Source organism: Planococcus salinus (assembly GCF_003719725.1).
Taxonomy (GTDB): Bacteria; Bacillota; Bacilli; order Bacillales_A; family Planococcaceae; genus Planococcus; species Planococcus salinus.
The window spans coordinates 125,606-147,590 of record NZ_RIAX01000002.1 but is presented as its reverse complement, the minus strand read 5'-3'; the positions used below and the strand labels follow the sequence as shown (position 1 = coordinate 147,590).

15 protein-coding genes and 1 other RNA gene are annotated in these 21,985 nt (G+C 46.8%); 13 read left to right on the top strand and 3 right to left on the bottom strand.

Features of this window, described 5'->3' with window-relative positions; genetic code table 11:
• Positions 1-7 precede the first annotated feature (7 nt).
• On the top strand, positions 8-688 hold the full coding sequence (gene nth, locus EEX84_RS03360; RefSeq protein ID WP_123164463.1) for an endonuclease III: 681 nt from the start codon (positions 8-10) through the stop codon (positions 686-688).
• A complete protein-coding gene (locus EEX84_RS03355; RefSeq protein WP_123164174.1) occupies positions 663-995 on the top strand; it encodes a YpoC family protein in 333 nt (110 codons plus the stop codon). The genes nth and EEX84_RS03355 overlap by 26 nt, the downstream gene beginning before the upstream one ends.
• Before the next feature lie 99 nt (positions 996-1,094).
• Here the strand turns inward: EEX84_RS03355 and EEX84_RS03350 are convergent, their stop codons facing one another.
• Together EEX84_RS03350 and recU are read right to left on the bottom strand one after the other, a co-directional pair.
• A complete protein-coding gene (locus tag EEX84_RS03350; protein WP_123164173.1) occupies positions 1,095-3,812 on the bottom strand; it encodes a penicillin-binding protein 1A in 2,718 nt (905 codons plus the stop codon).
• A gap of 36 nt (positions 3,813-3,848) precedes the next feature.
• The gene (gene recU / locus EEX84_RS03345) at positions 3,849-4,445 is read right to left on the bottom strand and encodes a Holliday junction resolvase RecU (protein ID WP_123164172.1); all 597 of its coding nucleotides are present in this window, start codon (positions 4,443-4,445) and stop codon (positions 3,849-3,851) included.
• Between the two features lie 191 nt (positions 4,446-4,636).
• Between recU and EEX84_RS03340 the strand changes: the two genes are divergently transcribed.
• The 11 genes from EEX84_RS03340 to EEX84_RS03290 all read left to right on the top strand — a co-directional run bounded on the left by EEX84_RS03340 (position 4,637) and on the right by EEX84_RS03290 (position 20,570).
• A complete protein-coding gene (locus tag EEX84_RS03340) occupies positions 4,637-5,002 on the top strand; it encodes a YppE family protein (RefSeq protein ID WP_123164171.1) in 366 nt (121 codons plus the stop codon).
• Positions 4,999-7,269 carry a DEAD/DEAH box helicase gene (locus tag EEX84_RS03335; protein WP_123164170.1) on the top strand — a complete coding sequence of 757 codons (2,271 nt, stop codon included), beginning with the start codon at positions 4,999-5,001 and terminating at the stop codon, positions 7,267-7,269. The genes EEX84_RS03340 and EEX84_RS03335 overlap by 4 nt, the downstream gene beginning before the upstream one ends.
• 7 nt (positions 7,270-7,276) lie before the next feature.
• Positions 7,277-8,533: a ribonuclease H-like domain-containing protein gene (locus tag EEX84_RS03330; RefSeq protein WP_123164169.1), complete on the top strand. Its 1,257-nt coding sequence runs from the start codon at positions 7,277-7,279 to the stop codon at positions 8,531-8,533.
• Between the two features lie 64 nt (positions 8,534-8,597).
• Entirely contained in the window at positions 8,598-8,891 is a 294-nt protein-coding gene (gpsB, locus tag EEX84_RS03325; protein WP_123164168.1) for a cell division regulator GpsB, read from the top strand.
• 49 nt (positions 8,892-8,940) lie between these two features.
• An RNA gene (gene rnpB, locus EEX84_RS03320) (RNase P RNA component class B) lies at positions 8,941-9,322 on the top strand.
• A gap of 85 nt (positions 9,323-9,407) precedes the next feature.
• Entirely contained in the window at positions 9,408-11,141 is a 1,734-nt protein-coding gene (locus EEX84_RS03315; RefSeq protein WP_240033908.1) for a putative bifunctional diguanylate cyclase/phosphodiesterase, read from the top strand.
• 5 nt (positions 11,142-11,146) lie between these two features.
• A complete protein-coding gene (locus EEX84_RS03310) occupies positions 11,147-12,283 on the top strand; it encodes a THUMP domain-containing class I SAM-dependent RNA methyltransferase (RefSeq protein WP_123164167.1) in 1,137 nt (378 codons plus the stop codon).
• A 50-nt stretch (positions 12,284-12,333) separates the two neighbouring features.
• Positions 12,334-14,241, top strand: a complete 1,908-nt coding sequence (locus EEX84_RS03305) for an ATP-dependent DNA helicase (protein ID WP_123164166.1) — start codon at positions 12,334-12,336, stop codon at positions 14,239-14,241.
• 164 nt (positions 14,242-14,405) lie between these two features.
• On the top strand, positions 14,406-15,164 hold the full coding sequence (locus EEX84_RS03300; RefSeq protein WP_123164165.1) for an SDR family NAD(P)-dependent oxidoreductase: 759 nt from the start codon (positions 14,406-14,408) through the stop codon (positions 15,162-15,164).
• A gap of 888 nt (positions 15,165-16,052) precedes the next feature.
• Positions 16,053-19,634 (top strand): dynamin family protein, encoded by a 3,582-nt coding sequence (locus EEX84_RS03295; RefSeq protein WP_123164461.1) that lies wholly within the window; start codon positions 16,053-16,055, stop codon positions 19,632-19,634.
• Positions 19,635-19,637: 3 nt separating this feature from the next.
• Positions 19,638-20,570, top strand: coding sequence for a sulfurtransferase (locus tag EEX84_RS03290; protein WP_123164164.1), 933 nt, complete (start codon positions 19,638-19,640; stop codon positions 20,568-20,570).
• A gap of 19 nt (positions 20,571-20,589) precedes the next feature.
• Here the strand turns inward: EEX84_RS03290 and EEX84_RS03285 are convergent, their stop codons facing one another.
• Complete coding sequence (locus tag EEX84_RS03285; RefSeq protein ID WP_123164163.1) at positions 20,590-21,939, bottom strand: hemolysin family protein; 1,350 nt, start codon at positions 21,937-21,939, stop codon at positions 20,590-20,592.
• Between the last annotated feature and the right edge of the window lie 46 nt (positions 21,940-21,985).

Here is a 21,985-nt window from a genome sequence, read left to right as displayed (position 1 = left end):
GATTGAATTGATGACAAAGAAAGAATGGCATTTATGCCTGGAAGAAATGGATAATATGTTTCCTGATGCACATTGTGAGCTGGTTCATCGGAATCCATTCGATTTGTTGATCGCGACATTGCTGTCTGCGCAATGCACCGATAAGCTGGTCAATAAAGTGACATCCAGCCTGTTCCAAAAATATCATCGTCCGGAAGACTATGTTGCCGTAACGCTTGAAGAACTGCAGAACGATATCCGTTCCATTGGGTTATTCCGCAACAAGGCGAAAAATATCCAAGCGCTCAGCAGGATCTTGATCGATCAATATGACAGCCAGGTACCGGCTGACCGTGATACACTCATGACATTGCCGGGAGTCGGACGTAAAACGGCGAACGTTGTAGTCTCTGTGGCTTTCGGCATTCCTGCGCTGGCGGTGGATACCCATGTTGAACGGGTGGCTAAACGGTTAGGCTTGAACCGTTGGAAAGACAGTCCGTTACAGGTGGAAGAAACCATCATGAAAAAAACTCCGGCTGAAAATTGGTCGAAGACTCATCACCAAATTATTTTTTTCGGCCGTTATCATTGCAAATCGCAAACTCCGGCTTGCCATATCTGCCCGTTGTTTGATCGGTGCCGGGAAGGGCAGAAGCGCTATAAAAAAGGGCTGGTTAAACGTGAGATTATTACAGAAGTTAACTAATGAGCAGCTGTCCTTTTTTTACAGCCGCTGGCGTGAACTGAAGCCTGCCCTGATCGATTCCATCACGTCGAAGGACAGCCACCAGGCAGGTCGGTTGATGCAAGAGGGCATACAGCTTTACAAGGAGCTTCTGGCCCATTGTGAGCATGCCATTGAACCGTTGAATGGGCAAGAGCGTCTGGCGTTCATCGAGCAAAATAGAGGCCGCTATGCCGCTTTCCGGCAATTGGACGAGTTGTTTGAAGAAATGAAGAAGAAAATCGCCTCAAAGCGGATTCAATTGCACCGAAATCTCCCGGCAGAATAAGGAAACAACAAAAGGACCCGATGCTTTCGGGTCCTTTTTCGTATGGTTGCTTATTCAGTTACAGCAGTCAGCAACCAAGTTCTGTTTCACTGTGCAGGTTTAATCGTTATCGGCAGAGTCATTTTCCTGGCGGTTTGGAGAAGATGCGGGATTGGCCTCCGCTTCTTCTTCTTCACCGGTGTCACCATCAGGCGCATTGTCGCCTTGGTTGCCGTTCTCCCCGTCGCCACCAGAACCATTGTTATTGTTTCCTTGGCCGTTGCCGTTATTATTGCCGTTGTTATTACCGTTGCCAGTGCCATTATTGTTGCCGTTGCCTTCGTTGTTGCTGTCTTCCGTATTTTCTTCATCAGTTGGATTTTCCTCTTCGGAATCACTGCCGTCTTCCGCCGGTTGTTCCGGCTCTTCTTCCGGCTCATCCGCCGGCTCTTCTTCCGGTTCTTCCGGCTGTTCCGGTGCAGATACATTCACGATGACCGATGCCGGATCACTGCGTTCCCCGTCATTCACTGCGGTGACCAGGAAGGTATAAGTGCCTCCAGCTTCGAGTCCGTTGAAAGAATAAGATGTATTGCCGGTTGTTGTCAATACGGAGCGGCTGCCACCAGTTTCCACGGACACTTCGAAAGAAACGTCGCCAGCGTCAGAATGGTTCCAGGACAAGGCAGCTGTATTGCCGCTGACATCCGCGCGAAGTCCCGTAGGAGCATCCGGTTCTTGCTGGATAAATTGCTCTGAAACTCTTGTCGGTTCTGCTCCCCTCACAAACAACTCGCTTCTTCTCAAATAGCCGGGCGTATAATCGCTGGCCAGTTTAAGCGGGGAAGTGCCGGCTTCGACGACCAGCTCCACCACAGAGTCCGGCTTGTCGAAAGTGCCGGATTCCGAACTTGAAATCTGGGACATGACGTTTTTGAATAACCGTTGTGCCAGCAACCGTTCCTGTGAAGCTGTATCGATTCCGGTTGCGCGGGTTGGATAACCGGTCCAGACAGAGACGGAATATTCAGGAGTGTAGCCGGCAAACCAAATATCCGGTGCTGAAGAAGAATCGAGCCCATAGTCGGCCAGCTCTTCTTCTGAGTAGTTGGAAGTACCGGTTTTACCGGCCATGTCCAATCCACTGATCGCTGCTTCTTTGCCGGTCGATCCGCTGAGGTTCGGATTTACTACATCCCTCAACATATCTGTCACCATATAAGCGGTGCTGTCTTTCATGGCAGGGACAGATTCCGGCTTGACGACTTCTTCCGTCGTGCCATCACGGAAAACGATTTTGGTGATGGTATGCGGCTTTGTATAGATTCCTTCATTGCCGAAAGCTGCAAAAGCGCCGGCCATATCCACTGTGGAAATATTGTCTGCGCCAAGCGCGGTGGATTCATATACTTCGCCGATTTCAAGACCCAGGTTTTGAACAAAGTCAGAAGCGTTTCCAGCACCCACTTCTTTTAATGTTTTAACAGCCGGGATATTGCGTGAACGGTACAATGCTTCTCTGATGGTCATCGATCCAAGGAACTGGCCATCCACGTTGCGGATTTCCTGGCCGCTGTCATAAGAATAAGGTTCGTCGACAATTGGCTGCCCAGTTGACCAGTCCAGATATTCGACCGCTGGGCCATAGACGGTCAACGGCTTAATGGTGGAACCGACCACACGGTCCCTGGAAGTCGCATAATTGGTGCGGATGTCCCCGCTGTAATCACGGGCGGCACCCACTGCACGAATCGCACCGGTCTCTGTATCCACAACGGTCATGGCAGATTCCACTTCTTCGTCAAAGAACAGATCTGAGGCCATTGTTGCGTTCACGGTTTTCTGGACGTCGGGTTCAAGAGTGGTGTAGATGGTCAACCCTTCATCCAATGCAAAACCGCCGTCCAGCGATTGCAGTTCTTCTGTGACCATTTCCATAAAGGCGGTGTACTCTCCAGTTGGAGCAGTAGGGCGCTGTTCTTCAGGCAATAAGGAATCCGTCACCGAAGCGGCTTGTGCCTGTTCTTTTTCTTCCGTTGATATTTTCTCGTGCTGTTCCATCAGACTTAGTACGATATTACGCCGTGTTTCTGCGTTTTCGGGATTGGTGAATGGGTTGTATCGATTTGGGCTTTGTGGCATGCCGGCCAATAACGCGGCTTCATGCATTTCCAGTTCGCTGACTGGTTTCCCGTAAAAATGTTCAGACGCAGTACCGAAACCATAGATATTGCCGGACATGAGGATTTTATTGAAATACATTTCAAAGATTTCCTCTTTTTCGTATTCCTGTTCCAGCTGATAGGCCAAATAGGCTTCCTGGGCTTTCCGTTTCAAGGTTTTGTCATGCGAAAGGAACGAGTTTTTGATGACTTGCTGGGTGATGGTACTGGCTCCCTGAGAACCGAAACCATCGGTGATGTTGGCGATGACAGCACCGCCAAGGCGGATGACGTCAATGCCGGAGTGGCTGTAGAACCGATTATCTTCTGTCGCCAGAATGGCATCTTCCATCACTTTTGGTATGTCTTCATATTCGATGTATTCCCGGTTTTCCGCTGTGGCATAAGGAATTTCGGTCGTGCCGTCAGCAGCCAGGAAAGTCGGACTGATGGGGTCGCGCAGTAATTCTTCATCCAGGTCAGGAGCGCTGCTGGCGTAATAGGTGAAAAGGCCGATACCAAAAACAAATCCCGCCAACCCGATAATGACGACAGTCAGCAAAATGCGCTTGATCAGACTGGCCCCCGGAGTTTTCTTGTTCTTTTTCTTTTCAGCTTTTTTCTGTCGTTCGATTGCTTTTCTGCGCTGTTCGCGCGAAATTTGTTTTTCACTCACAATCGTGTTCCTCACTTTCGTATAAATGCAGTAATCTTACAGCTTGTGCAAGCTTGATAAATAATCGATCCGTGGATAAGCACCTGGTGTTATTTCAATCGAAGTTTCTTCGATTTCCTTTAAAGTAATGGACTTTCTGCCGCCCGTGATCATGCGGTCCCAAAATACCTGCAACGATTCAAAACGCATGAGGAAGTAGCGCTGCAAAGATGAAAATCGTATGATCATGAAAGCCAAACCGTTTTGTTCCACTACCTGCGCCATATGGTGGATCTGGTGCTCATGGATGTTCTTTAAAGGAAAGGAAGTTTTGTTTTCGGTTTCCTTTGCTTCAAAGTCTATATACCTGCCGTTCCATACGCCGTTATAGTCCGTTGTCGAAGGAGTTCTGAAATAAGCCTCTCTGATTACGGCGGCACTTCGCGAAGGATATTCGACTTTCACGATTTGGACGGGGACCGGTTTTTTATGGATGACGGCATGTCCAAGCTGTAAATAATAATCATTTGTCTCGTTTAATTCGTCTTCCAACGTTTTCCCGCGGTTACTGAAGGAAAAGTCCTTTTTTTCTTTCTTTTTAACCGGCTCTTTCGATGGATTGAATTTTTTGCCATTCGGATAATTGATGGCCATGATGACACACCTCGCTTACTTTACCATAGTACACGAAAATAGACGACTTTCCTTTATGGAAAGTTTCAAAAACGCTAATCCTATAATATAGGATTCGGTTCATCATTCCAACCCAAAAGAATGTCTGTTCGTTGAAAGTCGTGTCAATTTGGCAAATATGATAAACTATTGCCAATGGAGGGATCAGCAAAATGACAGTACGGGAACTCTCAGCTGTATTATATGAAGAATGCGGGAAATGTCTGGACCGTTTTTATGACATGCGTGAACGCGACGCCATCCCGGATTTTTATGAAGAAGTCAAACCATATGCCGATTACTGGCATGGCAAAATAAATGAATGGCAAACAGAGTCATTGTTGTATATCCAACAGGAACGGCCGAAATATGTCCACAAGCCACAGATTGATACGGCGGCAGAAGGGATGACGCAGTTTTTCGTTCAAAGTTTCTATAAAGAAACGAGCAAAAAACGTTTTATCCAAACCATCCAGGCCGCCCAATATACATTGCAGACTTTCATGCTCGCCATCGATGAAAAGAGTTCGAAACAATGATCAAACGAAAATCGTTGCCTGAATTGATGAACGAATGGAAAACCGAACCGGAAATGATGGAACGCATCGTCCATTGGCATACAAAACAAGAAAAGCCGGCAGCATACGCCGATTTTTCACCAGCAATGCACGAAGCATTGAAGTTGGCTCTGCAAAAAAAAGGAGTCAATCAATTATACACCCATCAACGCCAGGCATTTGATCTGGCGGAACAGCATCACTCTTTTACCGCTGTGACACCTACGGCATCAGGTAAATCCTACTGCTACCACTTGCCGGTCCTCAACAAGATCTTAAACGATCCAGGCGCAAGAGCCCTTTATTTGTTTCCGACAAAAGCTTTGGCACAGGATCAGAAAAGTGACCTGGGGGATTTGATTGAAAAAACCGAACGCGACATCCTGTCCTATACGTACGACGGCGACACTTCTCCGTCCATCCGGACAAAAGTGCGGAAAGCGGGGCAAATCATCATGACTAACCCTGATATGCTGCATTCCGGCATTTTGCCTCATCATACAAAATGGGTTTCTCTTTTTGAGAATCTTCATTATATAGTCATCGACGAACTGCATACTTATAAAGGTGTATTTGGTACACATGTAGCTCATGTCATTCGCCGATTAAAGCGCATTTGCGAATTTTACGGCAGTGATCCGGTATTCATCTGCACATCGGCGACCATCGCGAACCCGAAAGAGCTGGCTGAAAACCTGACAAATACCAGTCACGAGTTGATCGACCAAAACGGGGCACCTGCCGGCAGGAAACACATCGTTTTTTACAATCCGCCGATTATCCATCCAAGTTTCGGTGTCCGCCGAAGCGCCGTTCTGGAAGTCCGGGATTTAGCGACGCATTTGATCAAACAAGGCATCCAGACCATTGTATTCGCCAAAAGCCGTGTACGAGTGGAGATGCTGGTAACGTATCTGCAGGCGATCACCAAATACAAACTGCAGGATGAGTCGATCAAAGGTTATCGGGGCGGTTATTTGCCGACAGAGCGACGGGCCATCGAAAAAGGGCTGCGTGATGGTTCAATTCAATGCGTGGTGTCCACAAATGCTTTGGAACTGGGAGTGGACATTGGCCAGTTGCAGGCATGCATCATGACCGGTTATCCCGGGAATGTGGCCAGTGCCTGGCAGCAGGCAGGAAGAGCAGGCAGAAGGCAGGATGAATCTCTGGTGGTGTACGTGGCCCAATCGACAGCACTTGATCAGTATATTATCAATCACCCTGAGTATCTGCTGGATCAATCTCCTGAAGAAGCTCGCATCCATCCTGAGAACATCATTATTCTGATGGACCATTTAAAATGTGCATCATTTGAGCTGCCTTTTTCCACGGACGATATGTACGGGGAATTTCAGGTGCAGGAACTGCTCGAGTATTTGGAGGAACAAGGCGTCCTGGTCAGAACTTCGGACCGCTGGCATTGGATGAGCGACCGTTTTCCGGCCCACGACATCTCTCTCCGGTCAGCTTCTCAGGAAAATGTCGTCATCATCGACCAGTCGATTCCTGCTGCGACGCGGGTTATCGGCGAAATGGATCGATTCAGCGCCATGACGCTGCTGCATGAAGAAGCGATCTACCTGCATCAAGGAACGCAATTCCAGGTGGAAATTCTGGACTGGGAAGAAAAGAAGGCGTACGTGCGGGAAGTGGACGTGGATTATTTCACAGACGCCAACTTAGCGGTTGAATTAAAAGTGATGAGCGAAGACAAAAGCCGCGAAATGAACGATTCGGAAGTTTATTTTGGCGATATTGCAGTATTGGCGATGCCGACAATCTTTAAAAAGATTCGTTTTGATTCGCATGACAACATCGGATCCGGTCCGATTTCGCTTCCTGCTGAAGAACTCCATACTTCTTCCACATGGCTTAGTTTCGAAAGGCCTGAAGGTTTCAGCGAAGCGGAGTTGTCGGATACCATGACCGGAGCTGCATATGCCATCGAGTCGTTCATCCCGATTTTTGTTCAATGTGACAGGAGGGATGTCCATGTGGTGCCGCAAGTAAAATCGCCTCACAATGATTTGCCGTCGTTTTTTATCCATGACTCTTATCCTGGTGGAATCGGCATCAGCGAACGGATCTTTGAACTATGGAAGCCGCTGCTTGATAAAGCACACCAGCATGTGACGGAATGCCCCTGCCTGGACGGCTGTCCGTCATGCATCGGCGCGCAGGATGCCGCGGTCAGTATGAAGAGCCACGTCATCAAATTATTGGACGTGCTCCGCGAAGAGAGGTGAGCAAGTGATGTCATTTGAAAGCAAATTGCTTCAGATGAAAGGTCTGATCAAAAAAGATCCGGTTAAAAAGAAGCAGCCCAGAGCTGCAGAAAAGCCGGCGCATGAAGACAAATGGAATGAAATCGGCCTTGAGCTCAAAGAAAATAAGTTTGGCTATGTGTTCCAAAAGAAAATTGTATACACTGAAGAAACACGGCATGGAAAAGTGCAGTTGAAAGAACTGGATCGAGTGCTGGAAGCATGGGAGAAAGTTTCCTTCAACCATCCATTCAAGTTGAGACCGAGTGATTCAATCGTATTCTTTGATACGGAGACGACTGGATTGAGCGGAACGGGAGCCTATATTTTTTTGATCGGCCTGCTGACAAAAAAGGAAGGGCAATTTGAGATGATGCAGTACATCCTGCCCGATCCATCCCATGAGGCCGCTTTCTTATATGAGACAGGACTGTGGAAAGAAGAGCAACCCATCATCTTTTCCTATAATGGCAAAAGCTTTGACTGGCCTCAGTTGATGTCCCGATGGACCATGCACCGCCAGCAGTTGCCGAAGCTTCCGGTCCCAAGACAAATCGATTTGTTTCATGGAACAAAACGGATTTGGAAAAATGAGCTGGAGCGGATGAAGCTCAGCTTGATTGAAGAAGAAAAACTGGATTTCAGACGGTCTGGGGATGTGCCGGGGTTCTTAATCCCGCCCATTTACCTTGACGCTGTCAAAAGCGGTTTTCCGGAAGGGCTGGCGAAAGTTCTTTACCATAATGAGCTGGATATCCTGTCGCTTGTTTCGTTGTATGTGGTGTCATCTGACTTGCTGATGAAGGACCTGGCATCAGAGACAAGCGGTGCTTACACGAACATCGGCAAATGGTATGCTGATCTGAAAGAGTATGATCAAAGCGCAGCTTACCTGGAACATGTGACAGGGCAGCGCGGCGCTTCGGCTGCGATGGCCCGTTATTTGCTGGCCATCCAGAAAAAGCGGAACGGATTCTACGAAGAAGCGGCACAGCTGTTCAAAGAAGCGGCTCCTCATCTTAGAGGCACGGTGGAAGTGGAGGCATGGATCCATCTGGCCAAATTATATGAACATCAGTTGAAAAATCTCGACCAGGCGATCATTATGGCAGAATTCGCGAAACAGGCAAGCGAGCATACGAAAGTCCGCGCTTCCCTGCTGCAGGAACTTCAAAAACGGCAGCGGCGACTGCAGGAAAAGCAGGAAAAAGGCCAAAAAAAGCAATCAGAACTTAAGAACATCTAAACACGAAAAACCTGCCTTATGCTATACTTAGCAAAAGGCAGGTTTTGATGGAAGGGCGATTAGAATGGAGATCAAATTTACGGCAAAAGACATTTTGGAAAAAGATTTTAAAACAGGAATGCGCGGCTATAACCAGGACGAGGTAGACCATTTCCTGGATGAAGTCATTCAGGATTACGAAGCATTTTCCAAGAAAATTGAGCAGCTTACAAACGAAAACAGACGTTTGCGGACAGAATTGCAGGAAATGCCGAGAAAGCAGGCATCACCGGCACCGGGTACAACGAACTTTGACATTTTGCGCAGATTGTCCCACTTGGAAAACCATGTGTTCGGCAATAAATTGAACAACGAGTGAATTTCGTTGTATTCTAAAATAAGATGACGTATACTAATATAGCCATTTGAAATTCTGGCAATCGCTCCAGTTCTGACTGGAGAGGAAAGTCCATGCTCGCACGGACCTGAGATGGCCGTAGTGATCGCGCTTAGCGAAACAATAAGCTAAGGCAGTTGCATAAGCAGCTGACGGCGGGTAGAACGCCTAAGTCCTTGAGATACGGCCGACATACCCTGAAAGTGCCACAGTGACGGAGCTGCATAAGAAATTATGCAGGTGGAACGAGGTAAACCCCGCGAGTGAGAAACCCAAACTATGGTAGGGGCACTTTTCCGAAGGAATTGAACAGAGGAAAAGGCAGGTGCACATCTGCAGATAGATGATTGCCTTCCACCAGTACGAGGTGAAAACCATTTGAGTACGTGGAAAACAAAACATGGCTTATAGAATTTCTGATGGTCTAAACATGCTTAAAACGGCTCTCCTTCCGGGGGGCTTTTCTCATATTCCTAACAGAATTGCGGTGCTTGCACAGTGACTGATCAACTGTCCATCAATAAACCCGGTATTTCCCTCACGGCTTTTCCTGAAGAATTATCAGAGAAAGTCTTTAAAAAAGTATCCGAAGGCATTATGATTACGGATTTGCACAGCCGCATTGTCCACGTCAATCCGGCGTTTGAAATTGTGACTGGATATACGCGTGATGAAGTGATCGGCCATACACCGAAAATTTTGCAATCCGGTATCCACCATCTTGAATTTTATCAATCGATGTGGAAAAAATTGCGTGAGCAAGGTGAATGGAAAGGTGAAATATGGAACCGCCGAAAAAATGGAGAGATTTACTCCGAATGGCTCAGCATTACAGCTGTCAACGATTCCAACGGAGAAATTCAAAATTATTGCGGCATTTTTTCCGATTTATCCGATCGCAAATCAGCGGAAGAAGAGCTGAAAAAGATGGCTCTGACGGATTCGCTGACCGGTGTTTCCAATCGCTACGATTTTACGGAACGCATGCTTCATTTAATGAATACCTCAGAAAGATACAAGATCTCCCATTCCTTTTTGTTTTTGGATCTGGATCGATTCAAACAAATCAACGACTCGCTTGGACACGAAGTGGGAGATCAATTATTGATGGAAGTTTCTCAGCGCATACGCATCCTAATTAAAAACAAAGACATTATTGCAAGATATGGCGGAGATGAGTTTGTGATTGCCTTAACCGCCATCCAACACCCCAGAGAAGCTGCTCAACTGGCCGAAAAGATCATTGATATGCTGGAGCAGCCTTTTCACTTGGCAGGCGAAGAAATTTATATTTCCACCAGTATCGGAATCAGTTTGTATCCCAATGACGGAAAAACGACGGATGAACTGCTCCGAAAAGCAGATAAGGCCATGTACTTTGCAAAGCAAAACGGAAGAAGCCAATACAGCTTCTTTTTCGACGATTTGAAGACAGCAACAAAGCGGCTTGTTGTGCTGGAAAGCGAACTCCGAAAGGCAATCGAAACAAAGTCCTTTACAATGCTTTACCAGCCCAAAGTTAATATCAAAACAGATCGGATCATTGGCCTTGAAGCCCTGATCCGCTGGGAAAGCGACAAACTCGGAATTGTGTCTCCATCGGAATTCATTCCATTTGCTGAAGAAAATGGATTGATCATTCCATTAAGCGAAGCGATTATTGAAAAGGTTTGCGGTGAATTCATCCGGCTGGAACTGGGGAAAAGAGCAGACATGCCGATTTCCATAAACGTCTCCAGCATTCATTTTCAACAGCATTCTTTTGTTTCGTCGTTAAAGGCGATATTTGAAAAAATGAATTGTCAGCCTTCTTTTTTTGAGCTTGAACTGACGGAAGGCACCATTATGGCGAACGCTGCAGAAACCTCAATGAAATTGAAAGAGTTGAAGCAGCTCGGCTTCCGGATTTCAGTGGATGATTTTGGAACCGGGTATTCTTCGTTAAGTTACTTGAGCCGATTCCCATTGGATTACTTGAAAATCGACAAAAGTTTCATCACCACGATCCTCAGCGCAAAAGAAAATGAATACATTGTGGATGCCGTTGTTCAATTGGCACACAGCCTCCATTTGGAAGTGATTGCTGAAGGAGTGGAAGCCGTTGAACAAGTGGAGCTTCTTCAGACGCTGGGCTGTGACATTGTGCAAGGCTATGTATTCGGAAAGCCGATGCCGGCAGAAGATATCAGCCATTATATTGAGATCTGGAATATCAAGCGACAGGAAAGGTAGTTATTATGACAACATATAAATTACTTGCTACTGCTGCAATGGGATTGGAATCCATTGTTGCGGACGAAGTAAAAGAATTAGGGTACGACACACAGACGGAAAACGGCAAAGTTTTTTTCGAAGGCAATGAAAAAGATATTGCCAAAGCGAACCTTTGGCTCCGGACTGCCGATCGTGTGAAAATCATTGCCGGCGAGTTTTCCGCGTATTCGTTTGATGAATTGTTTGAGCAGACGAAAGCCATCGAGTGGGAAAAGTTTTTGCCGGTCGATGCGAATTTTCCGGTACAGGGGAAATCCGTTAAATCGAAATTATATAGTGTGCCGGACTGCCAGTCGATCGTCAAAAAAGCGATCGTCGAACGATTGAAAAAAGCCTATCACCGGAATTCGTTCCTGGATGAATCAGGGGCACGGTACAAAATTGAAGTATCAATATTGAAGGATAAAGTGCAATTATCAATCGATACAAGCGGCGCCGGCCTCCATAAACGCGGATACCGTCTCGACCAGGGCGAAGCTCCTTTAAAAGAGACCTTGGCAGCCGCACTTGTGAAATTGACGAAATGGACACCCGATCGGCCGTTTGTGGACCCTTTTTGCGGATCAGGCACCATTGTCATCGAAGCTGCGATGATCGGGCAGAACATTGCACCGGGTTATAACCGTGATTTTGACAGCGAACAATGGCCTTGGATGAAACAGCAGATATGGGACGAAGTCCGTGAAGAAGCGGAAGAATTGGCGGATTACGACCAGCCCCTCAATATTCTCGGTACGGATATCGATCATCGAATGTTGAAAGTGGCGGAAGAAAACGCCACAGAAGCTGGATTTGCCGACTTGATCACTTTCAAGCAGCGGCAAGTCAAAGATTTCACTACGCAGGAAGAGTCCGGTGTGGCAGTCGGGAACCCGCCATACGGCGAGCGACTCGGCGAAGTGGAAGTTATTGAAGAAATGGTCAGTGACATGGGCCGTGTCTTTTCCAAACATCCGACCTGGTCGGTTTATATGCTTTCTTCAATGGAAAACTTTGAAGAATTATACGGACGGAAAGCGACCAAAAAACGCAAGTTGTTCAATGGCTTCATCCGCACCGATTTTTATCAGTTCTGGGGTCAGCGCCCAACAAATAAATGAGACGAGAACGGAAGGGCCCGAGCCCTTCCGTTTCTCTGTGAGGAGACTTTATGAGACAACCCATACCATTTCAACTCTCAAAAGAAAAAACCTTTTTCGGATCGCTCAGCGACTGGATCGGTGATGTGTTCTACGACGAACTGCCGGAAAAAGGCTACGATGTGCGGGATGAGCAAGTATTTATGTCGTTTCAGATAGAACAGGCATTAAAAGAAAAAGCGGTGCTGTTTGCGGAAGCGGGTGTCGGGACAGGCAAGACCCTGGCGTATTTACTGCCAGCCATCGCCTATGCGCGTTATACAGGGAAACCTGCATTGATTTCCTGTGCCGATGAAACCCTGATTGAGCAATTGGTGAAAAAAGGCGGCGACATTGACCGTTTGAATGACCTGTTTAATCTGAATCTCGATGTCCGCCTGGCCAAGTCACGAGATCAGTACTTATGCCTGCAGCGCCTCGAAGGGGCACAGAAGTTGTATGAAGATGATTTTCTGGATGAAATCGAAGACAGCTTGCCCGGCTTCGTCAATAAAACCCATTCTATGCAAAAAACGTATCCATACGGGGAACGTTCCAGTTTTCCGGAAGTGACCGATGAAGAATGGCAGAAAGTCAATTACCATCCGATTCAGAACTGTGCTGCCTGTGAACTGCGCAATAAGTGTGGGCAGACGATTCACCGGAATCATTACCGTGAAGCGACGGATCTGGTCATTTGTTCTCATGACTTTTTGATGGAGCATATCTGGACGAAAGAAACGCGCATACGCGAAGGGCAGACGCCGTTACTTCCGGAAGTTTCGCAGATTGTACTCGACGAAGGGCATTTATTGGAGTTTGCCGCACAACGGGCATTGACATACGAAGTCCAGGAAAAAACCTTATTGGATTTGACGGAAAGCATCATGGTCGATGGCGTCAGAGAAAAAACATTGAATATGATCGAACAAACCATCGATATGCACAATGAATTTTTCCGCATGGTCCGTGCCAATACAGTCCAAAGTGAGGAAGACCGCAAAGCAATCGAAAAATCTGCGGATATGCTGGCACTGGGCAAGCAGCTGATTCGCCATATTGACCTGATGATGGAAGAGTTCGTGTTTGAAAGTGAACTGTATACCATCCCGGAATACGAATTGAAGATTGCTGAAGAATATTTTGAACTCTACACGTTCTCCATGCGTTTATTTGTCGAGGAAGGCGATGCCATCAATTGGCTGGAAGTAAAAGATGAAGTTGAGACATTGGTCATCATGCCGCGTCTGGTGACCGATATCCTCGATGAAAAATTATTTGATGGCAAAGTGCCGATCATTTTTTCTTCCGCCACGTTATCGATTCAGAAAGACTTCAGTTATTTGGCAGACAGTCTGGGAATCGACAAGTACCAATCGTTTTCCGTGCCATCGCCGTTTGATTACGAAGAAGTCATGAAAATCCGGAAACATGTACTGCCGCAGGAAGAAAAATTCCAGCGTGTGCAGCAATTGCTGGAAACACAAGAACAGACCCTGGTGTTGTTCAAGTCCAAACAGGAAATGATCCGCTTCAAACAATCGCTGCCAGCGGACCATTCGCTGCGCATTGAATTTGAAGGGGACCGTGAATTGTCGACGGTCGTGAAAGATTTCCAGCAAGGTGCGTTCCAGGTGCTGTGCTCCTACCATTTATGGGAAGGACTCGATTTGCCGGGTGATGCACTGACCAAAGTCGTCATCGTCGATTTACCGTATCCTCCTCAAGATCCGGTTTTCGAGGCGAAGCGGAAATTCAGTGAAAATCCGATTGAAGACATCGACATCCCGTTCATGCAGCTGAGAATCCAGCAGGGCATCGGGCGCTTGATCCGCAGCTCCAATGATTCCGGTGAAATCCACCTGCTGCTGAACGAAGAAGAACTGTTGATCCAGCATATGTGGGAATCCATTCTTCCGGTACCGGTCCAAACCGTTTAAAACCACAATGATCCAACAGTCAAATATTGAATATCGGCTGACCCTTAATATGGGGTCAGCTTTTTTGTGGTTACTGATCATCATTTGCAATTTTTTTGAAAGTCTGTAAATGCGTTTGGACAGGAGCTATGGAAGTGGTTAAAATAGAGAACGGAGGGGATTTTATGTTGAAATCATTCAGTTTGGAAGGGAAAACCGCCATCGTTACAGGTGCCGGAAAAGGAATTGGAAAAGCGATCGCTTCTGCCATGGCAGAAGCGGGGGCCAACGTCATGATGGTGGCGCGGACAGAATCGGATCTGCAGCAGGCGCAGCAGGAAATTGGCACAGAGCGCACCGCTTACAGCGTGGCCGATATTACAGATCGCGAGCAGATTCAACAGGCTGTCGAAAAAACGACTGAGCGGTTTGGATCAATCGACATACTGGTCAACAATGCAGGGATGAACATCCGTTCCACGTTGGAACAAGCCAGTGATGAGGAGTGGCATAAAATCATGGACACCAATGCGCAAAGCGTCTTTATGTTCTCGCAGGAAGCGGTGAAAAAGATGAACAGCGGCGGGTCCATTATCAATGTCAGCTCAGTGGGCGGCGAACGGGCACTCAAGACCGGCGTCATTTATGCGGCGTCCAAGGCTGCCATCATCCAAATGACAAAAGTCATGGCGATGGAATGGGGGCCCGCCAATATCCGAGTCAACGCCATCGGACCATGGTATTTCAAAACACCGCTGACAGAAGGGTTGCTGAGCGACGAAGAATACCTGCAGTCCATCCTGGCTGTGACACCGATGAAACGCGTCGGTGAATTGCCGGAAGTCGCATCACCAGCTGTCTTCCTGGCTTCTGACGCATCCAGCTACATCACCGGCCAGACATTGTTTATCGATGGTGGCATGAGCATCCACGGATTTTCGTAAGTCTTTTTACTTTACCTGGATGAATCAGAATTATATAAGTTGAACTAATACTCTTTAGTAATCGATATTCCGCAAAACAGCTCCGCTTGCGGGCCCACAGGATGTGGGTCATGCAGTAGGCGTGACAGGATGTCGCGCTGCCTACTGCCAAAACCGTGCTCCTGCATCGCTTCGCTAGCTTCGTCGCAAAGAGTTGCCCTCGCAGGCTTCGAGCAACTCTTCGCTGTTTTGCTCCATATCTTTAGCGACTTCTTTCAGCGCCGGCGCGTCTCCGGACTGGACGGAGCAATAAGACGAGTGATCTTCTCGGCTTATTGTGGGAGTCTTGTCCAAAGCGCCGAAGCGTTAGATAAAGGATCATTCTGTTGTTCAACTTATATATAAAAGGACTTCCATGGAAATGGAAGTCCTTTTCCTTTTTCTGAAGATGGCTTCAACCAATGTACCCAACAAATGCTCCACAGGAGTTTTCATTTTTCATATAAACTTATTCCTAATCTAAACAATAAAATCAAGCCGATTAACGCAAGAAAAAACCCGAGTGTATACCAATCGATTTCTCCGCTTCGTATGAAGCTGACGATTGCTAACCCTATACCAACCCCTGCAAGACCTACAAGCAATCTCTTCAAGAAGTTACTCAAAACATCCCTCCACTCCAGCTGAAAATTAGTTATAACGAATATTTCGTAAACTTCGATACCCTAAGTGTATCATAAGTTGCCTTATTTGGTATTGAATTCCTATTTCTGATAAAGCCTTTACCAGTGATTTCATCCTAAAGGATTGCTGGACTAAAAACATCCTGTCCCGAATTAGAAAGGATGTTTTTAGTTGAGCGGGAAAAATGATATGATAAAAGAAGTATGTGAAGAAGGGGATACCAATATGACAGCTCTTGACCATCAACAGGAATTAATCGAAACAGCACGGTTGCACCAGATTTTTGAAGAAAACGAAGACACCGAACGCGCAGCAAAAGCGGAACTGTTCGCGAAAAAGATACTGAAAAATAATTTTATCATCGGATTTGCCGGCCATTTTTCTTCCGGAAAATCGTCGATGATCAATGCTTTGACGGGTGAAACATTATTGCCTTCCAGCCCGATTCCGACGAGCGCCAATATTGTAAATGTGCAAAAAGCGGAGACGGATTATGCCATCGTTAACAGGACTCATGAAAAGCCGGTTTATTTTCCCGAAAATTACGATTTTGAAGCAGTCAAAGCTTTCTGCAAAAGCGGTGATGTTACGCAAGTCGACATCGGCCACAAAGCATCCGTATTGCCGGAAAATATCACCGTCATGGACACACCGGGAGTCGATTCAACCGATGACGCGCACAGAATGTCGACCGAATCGGCGCTGCATGTGGCGGATATGGTTTTTTACGTCATGGATTACAACCATGTACAATCCGAATTGAATTTTAATTTTACACAGGAACTGCAAAAATACACCGATCTTTACCTAGTGGTCAATCAAATTGATAAACACCAGGAGCGGGAAATGAGTTTTTCGGAATTCAAACAAACGGTCCATGAATCGTTTGCACAATGGGGCGTTGTGCCGAAAGGAATCTTTTTTACATCGTTGAAGGATTTTTCTCATCCTCATAATGATTTTGAGCAAGTAAAGCAGCTGGTTTCTTCTTCCATGGAAAATTGGCAGGGTCACATCGGGACAGCAGCCCAATCAGCTCTGAACCAGTTGAAAGACGAACATCTACGTTTTTTGGAAGATGAAAAAATTGAAAGCTTGCAGGCGTTCTCAGCAGTGCTGAGCGAAGAGGAATGGGAAAATCGGGAAGAGCTGAAAACAGAAAGCGAAGCGGTTGAACGCCGACTGTCGGTTCTTGATTTTGAAAACTGGCAGACAGATTTTGAAAAAAACCGAAAAGACCTGCTGGAAAACGCCAATATCATGCCCTACGAACTCCGGAACGCATTGAAAAACTACTTGGAATCGGTTCAGCCGAATTTTAAAGTGGGGATTTTGTTCAGCGGCAAAAAGACGGAAGAAGAACGGAATGCCAGAAAACAGGAAGTGGATGAACGGTTGTCTTCCGTTGTGTCTTCCCAAATCACCACTCATTTGAAGAAGCTGATGAAAGCTTCATTGAAAGACGCCGGTTTACTGACGGATGAAGAATCCCTTGTCATTGATGACATGGTTTTTGATGTGCCGTTTTCAGTGGTGGAAAACCAGATTCCCAAAGGAGCAGGGCTGACAGGTGATACCGTATTGAATTACGCCAATAGCGTCAGCTCGGCAGTACAAAAATGGTTTATCAGCGAGACGGAAAGCTGGAAAAAAGCGCAACAGCAGAAATTTGAAACAGTGTCGGATGACGCTGCAACCGAAATGGACATGAAGTCGGAACAGTTGAACCAGAAGCTTCTGGCCATTCAAACGCTGGAAGAAATGGATCGCCGGATTGCCAAAGTGAAACAATCCTTTTCTGCAATGCTGCCGAAACAACAAGCGGCGGCTGAGGAAAAGATGAGCCGCTGGCAGTCTGACTTCCAGGTGTCGGTCGAGGATATGACCGAATTCGACGTTTCCATGCTGGAAGAAAAGCAAACGCAGGAAGCGGAGCAGCTGCAACAGCCGGAAAAAGCGGCATACGGAAACTTTGACGAACACCAGACGGTGGCGCGTGTAAAACAGACTTCCGAGACGATTGAACCGATCAAAGGATTTGCGGAAACTGCACAATATTTGAAACGGAAAGCGTCACGGCTGGAAAACCAGGAATTCACCATCGCTTTGTTCGGCGCTTTCAGTGCTGGGAAATCTTCTTTTTCCAATGCATTGATGGGTGAGTCGGTGTTGCCGGTATCACCAAACCCGACAACGGCCACCATCAACCGGATCCGTCCTGTTGCAGCAGACCGACCGCATGAAACTGCGGATGTCCGTTTAAAAACCCTCTCCCAAATGACGGAAGATGTGCAGAATTCGTTTCGGGCACTCGGCATGGCTGTGCAGTCACTGGATGAAGCATTTGAAAAGGCGGGAGCTTTACCGGAGATCGAAGCGGCGGAACAGCACATGCATAAATCGTTCATCACCGCTTTTCAGAAAGGGTATCCGGATTTCAAGCAGCACATGGGTGAAACTCTCCGTGTCGACAGGGAAGAATTCGGGCTGTATGTGGCGAAAGAACAAAGAAGCTGCTTTGTGGATGAAATCGATTTTTACTATGATTGCGAGCTGACCCGCAATGGCGTCACGCTTGTGGATACACCGGGAGCTGACTCGATTAACGCCCGCCATACCAATGTGGCATTTGAATACATCCGGAATGCGGATGCCATTTTGTTCATTACGTATTACAACCATGCTTTTGCCCGTGCCGACAGGGAGTTCCTGATTCAGCTCGGACGCGTGAAAGATGCATTTGAAATGGATAAAATGTTCTTTGTCGTCAACGCCATCGACCTGGCAAATGACGAGCAGGAAAAACAAGCGGTCATTACCTATGTCCAGGACGAGCTTCAGCGGTTCGGCATCCGCTTTCCGCGGCTGTTTGGTGTTTCCAGTCTGCAGGCACTGAAAGACAGAGAGGCGTCTGGTATGGCCGACTTTGAACAAGCTTTCCATTATTTCCTGCGTGAAGAACTGAAAGGCATGGCTGTACAATCGCTCGCGGAAGAAGAACAAAAAGCGATCAGCCGGCTGCAGGCATTGATAGAGCAGACGGAAAAGAACCTGTTGCGGAAAGATGAACGGCTGGAAGAACTCAAGCGTCTGGAACAGCAATTGCGCATTATGTTCAGCTCTTCAGTGGCACAGCTTTTGACAAAAGAAGCGAAACAGGAACTCGATGAGCTGTTGTATTACGTTAATCAGCGCGTATTTTACCGCTTCAATGACTTTTTCAAAGAGGCCTTCAATCCATCGGTTTTCAACAACAAATCAGCTCAACAGGCACTGGACCATGCTCTGCAGGAAATAAAAGACATGACCGCTTTTGATTTCCAGCAGGAACTGCGGGTGACGAATTTCCGTCTTGCTCAATTTATTGAAAAGAAAATCGGAAGCCGTTTCAAGGACGATACCAATAAATTAAAGGAACTTAACAAAGATTTTTCATTTACTCCATACGAAGTGGAAGAAGCCACCTTATTGGATGTGGGCAGACCATTTGAACAGGCAAATTATGCCTCCGTTAAATCTTATTATAAAAACAACAAAAGTTTTTTTGAAAAGAACGAAAAAGAAAAACTGCGGGACGCTCTGCAGGCATTAATGGAACCGGATGCACTCCGCTATTTGGAAATGGAAAAAGCCGGTCTTGCCGAATGGGCCGAGTTTTGGATCGAACAGGAAGCGGAAGGTCTCCGTCAGCATATCATGAGACAGGCAGTCGATCAGATCGATTCGGAGCGCACTGTTCTTCAAGAACAGGAAAAACTGATTGACTGGAAAGACCGCTACTCAAATCTTGTTCATGAAAGGGTGTAGGATATGAAAGTCTTTATCGAAACGACCGATACAGAAAACTATAGATGGATCGATGCACGTTATGATTTAGGAAACCCGAAGGTGGGCCGCGAACTCTATGAAACAGAACATGTCAAAGGGGCTGTGTTCTGGGACTTGGGCCAGGATCTGTCAGACATGTCGTCGGCAGAAGGGCGCCATCCGATGCCGTCAAAAGAACAATTGACCGAGTTATTCCGCCAAAGCGGCTTGGACCGCGATGACTCCATCGTTGTTTATGACCAGGGAGGCTCTGCATATGCCGCCCGAGCGTGGTGGCTGTTGAAGTATGCAGGGTTTGAAAATGTCTATATCGACCGGAATGGCTTTGAGCAATTGAAAAACCAGGGAATCGATACAGACAATGAAATCCCGAAATATCCGCGATCTGAAATTACTCCTGAGTTCAATGAAGCGATTTACGCCACTCAAGAAGATGTAAAGAGTGTTATAAATGGAAAAGATTTAGGTGTGTTGCTGGACGCCCGGTCTGCGGAACGTTATGCCGGGAAAAACGAACCGATTGACCCGGTCGCCGGACGAATTCCGGGAGCCAAAAATTATGATTGGGCACAGCTGGTCGAAAACGGGAAAGTCCAACCGGATTCTGATTTATCGTCTGTTGTCCAGCCGAATGAGCCGGCAATTGTCTATTGCGGCAGCGGCGTATCGGCCGCCGGCTTGTTTGCGGTACTGACGGAAACTGGGCACGATCAAATCAGGCTTTATACCGGCAGTTTTTCCGATTGGATTTCCAACAAAGACAATGTCGTGGAAATTGACCGGGAAGAACATCCGGAGGCAGCAGATGATGAGACAAAAGCGGTATTGGCCAGACTGATCGAAGAAGGTTATTCCGGTGAGATGCTGATGAAAAAATTCGAGTATGAAAAGTCACTGCTTGATGAAAATAAATAGGTACGAAAAACCCCTTCAATCAGACGATTGAAGGGGTTTCGTTTTGGTATGCTTCAGTTTCTTCTTCTGCTTCGCTGAAGCGTGTCAGCAACACACGGATAATCTGGTGATTCTCCATTTCTTTTACTGTAATCTGGTGCCCGGGTAATTGTACCGAGCCGCCTTCGCTGATGTCGACGTTTTTCAGCTGGATCCAGCCGCCGATTGTATCGATGTCTTCACTGTCGTCAAACGACAAAGCGAAGCGTTCTTCCAGATCGGAAAGCAGGACACGGCCATTTAAAAGATAGTTAAGATCGTCGACTGCTTTGATTTCATCCCGTTCATCGGTATCAAACTCGTCACGGATTTCCCCGACGATTTCTTCGAGGATGTCTTCCATCGTAATGACACCGGAAGTGCCGCCATACTCATCGACCACGATAGCCATGTGGACATGCTGTTTCTGCATGGTCAATAAGACGTTCTGGATGGGTGCCGTCTCATGGACGAACGGAATTTCATGCACAATGATACTCTTGGTCAAATCCTGTTTATACGTATAATGTGTCAGCATTTCTTTCACATTGATAAAGCCGATGATATCGTCCTTATCGCCTTCTTCAGTCACAGGGTAGCGTGTATACTGATTTTCCCTGACAATTTCCATCAGGTCATCATGCGTCATTTCAAGGGAAATGGTTTCCATTTGTGTACGCGGCAGCATGACGTCTTTCGCAGTGCGCTCATCAAACGAAAAAATGTTCTGCATATACGATAATTCAGTTTGGTTGATCTCGCCGCTTTGAAAGCTTTGGGTCATAATCATTTTCAGATCTTCCTCAGAATGTGCCTGCGGCCGTCTTGTCTGTTCCACTCCGAACATGCGCAGCAGCAAACGGGCAGAACCATTCAAAATCCAGATAAATGGCGCCATCAGCTTCCCGAATACATAAAGAGGCCGGACAAATGCCAAAGTTAACCGTTCTGCATACTGGCTGGCCAGTGTTTTTGGCACCAATTCGCCGAACACCACATGCAAAAATGCAATAATACTGAAAGCGATCAGGAACGAAAAAATATCAGTGGCAGTTTCACCAACGGCAAAAAAGTCGAATGCCGGCCGCAGGATCCGCTCGATTGCCGGTTTTCCCAACCAACCGAGTCCGAGCGCTGTCACAGTGATGCCAAGCTGACAGGCGGATAGGTAATAATCCAGGTTGTTGATCATTTTTTTGGCCAATCCTGCTTTTTTATTGCCTTCTGAAATCAATTGATCGATGCGCGACATTCTGACACGGATGATGGAAAACTCAGAGCCGACAAAAACAGCTGCCAAAGCGATTAATAAAACCATTAAAACCAAATTTAAAATAAGTATACTGTCCAATTATTCCCTCCGACCAGGAGGGTTCACCTCTGCTTTCTTTTGATAA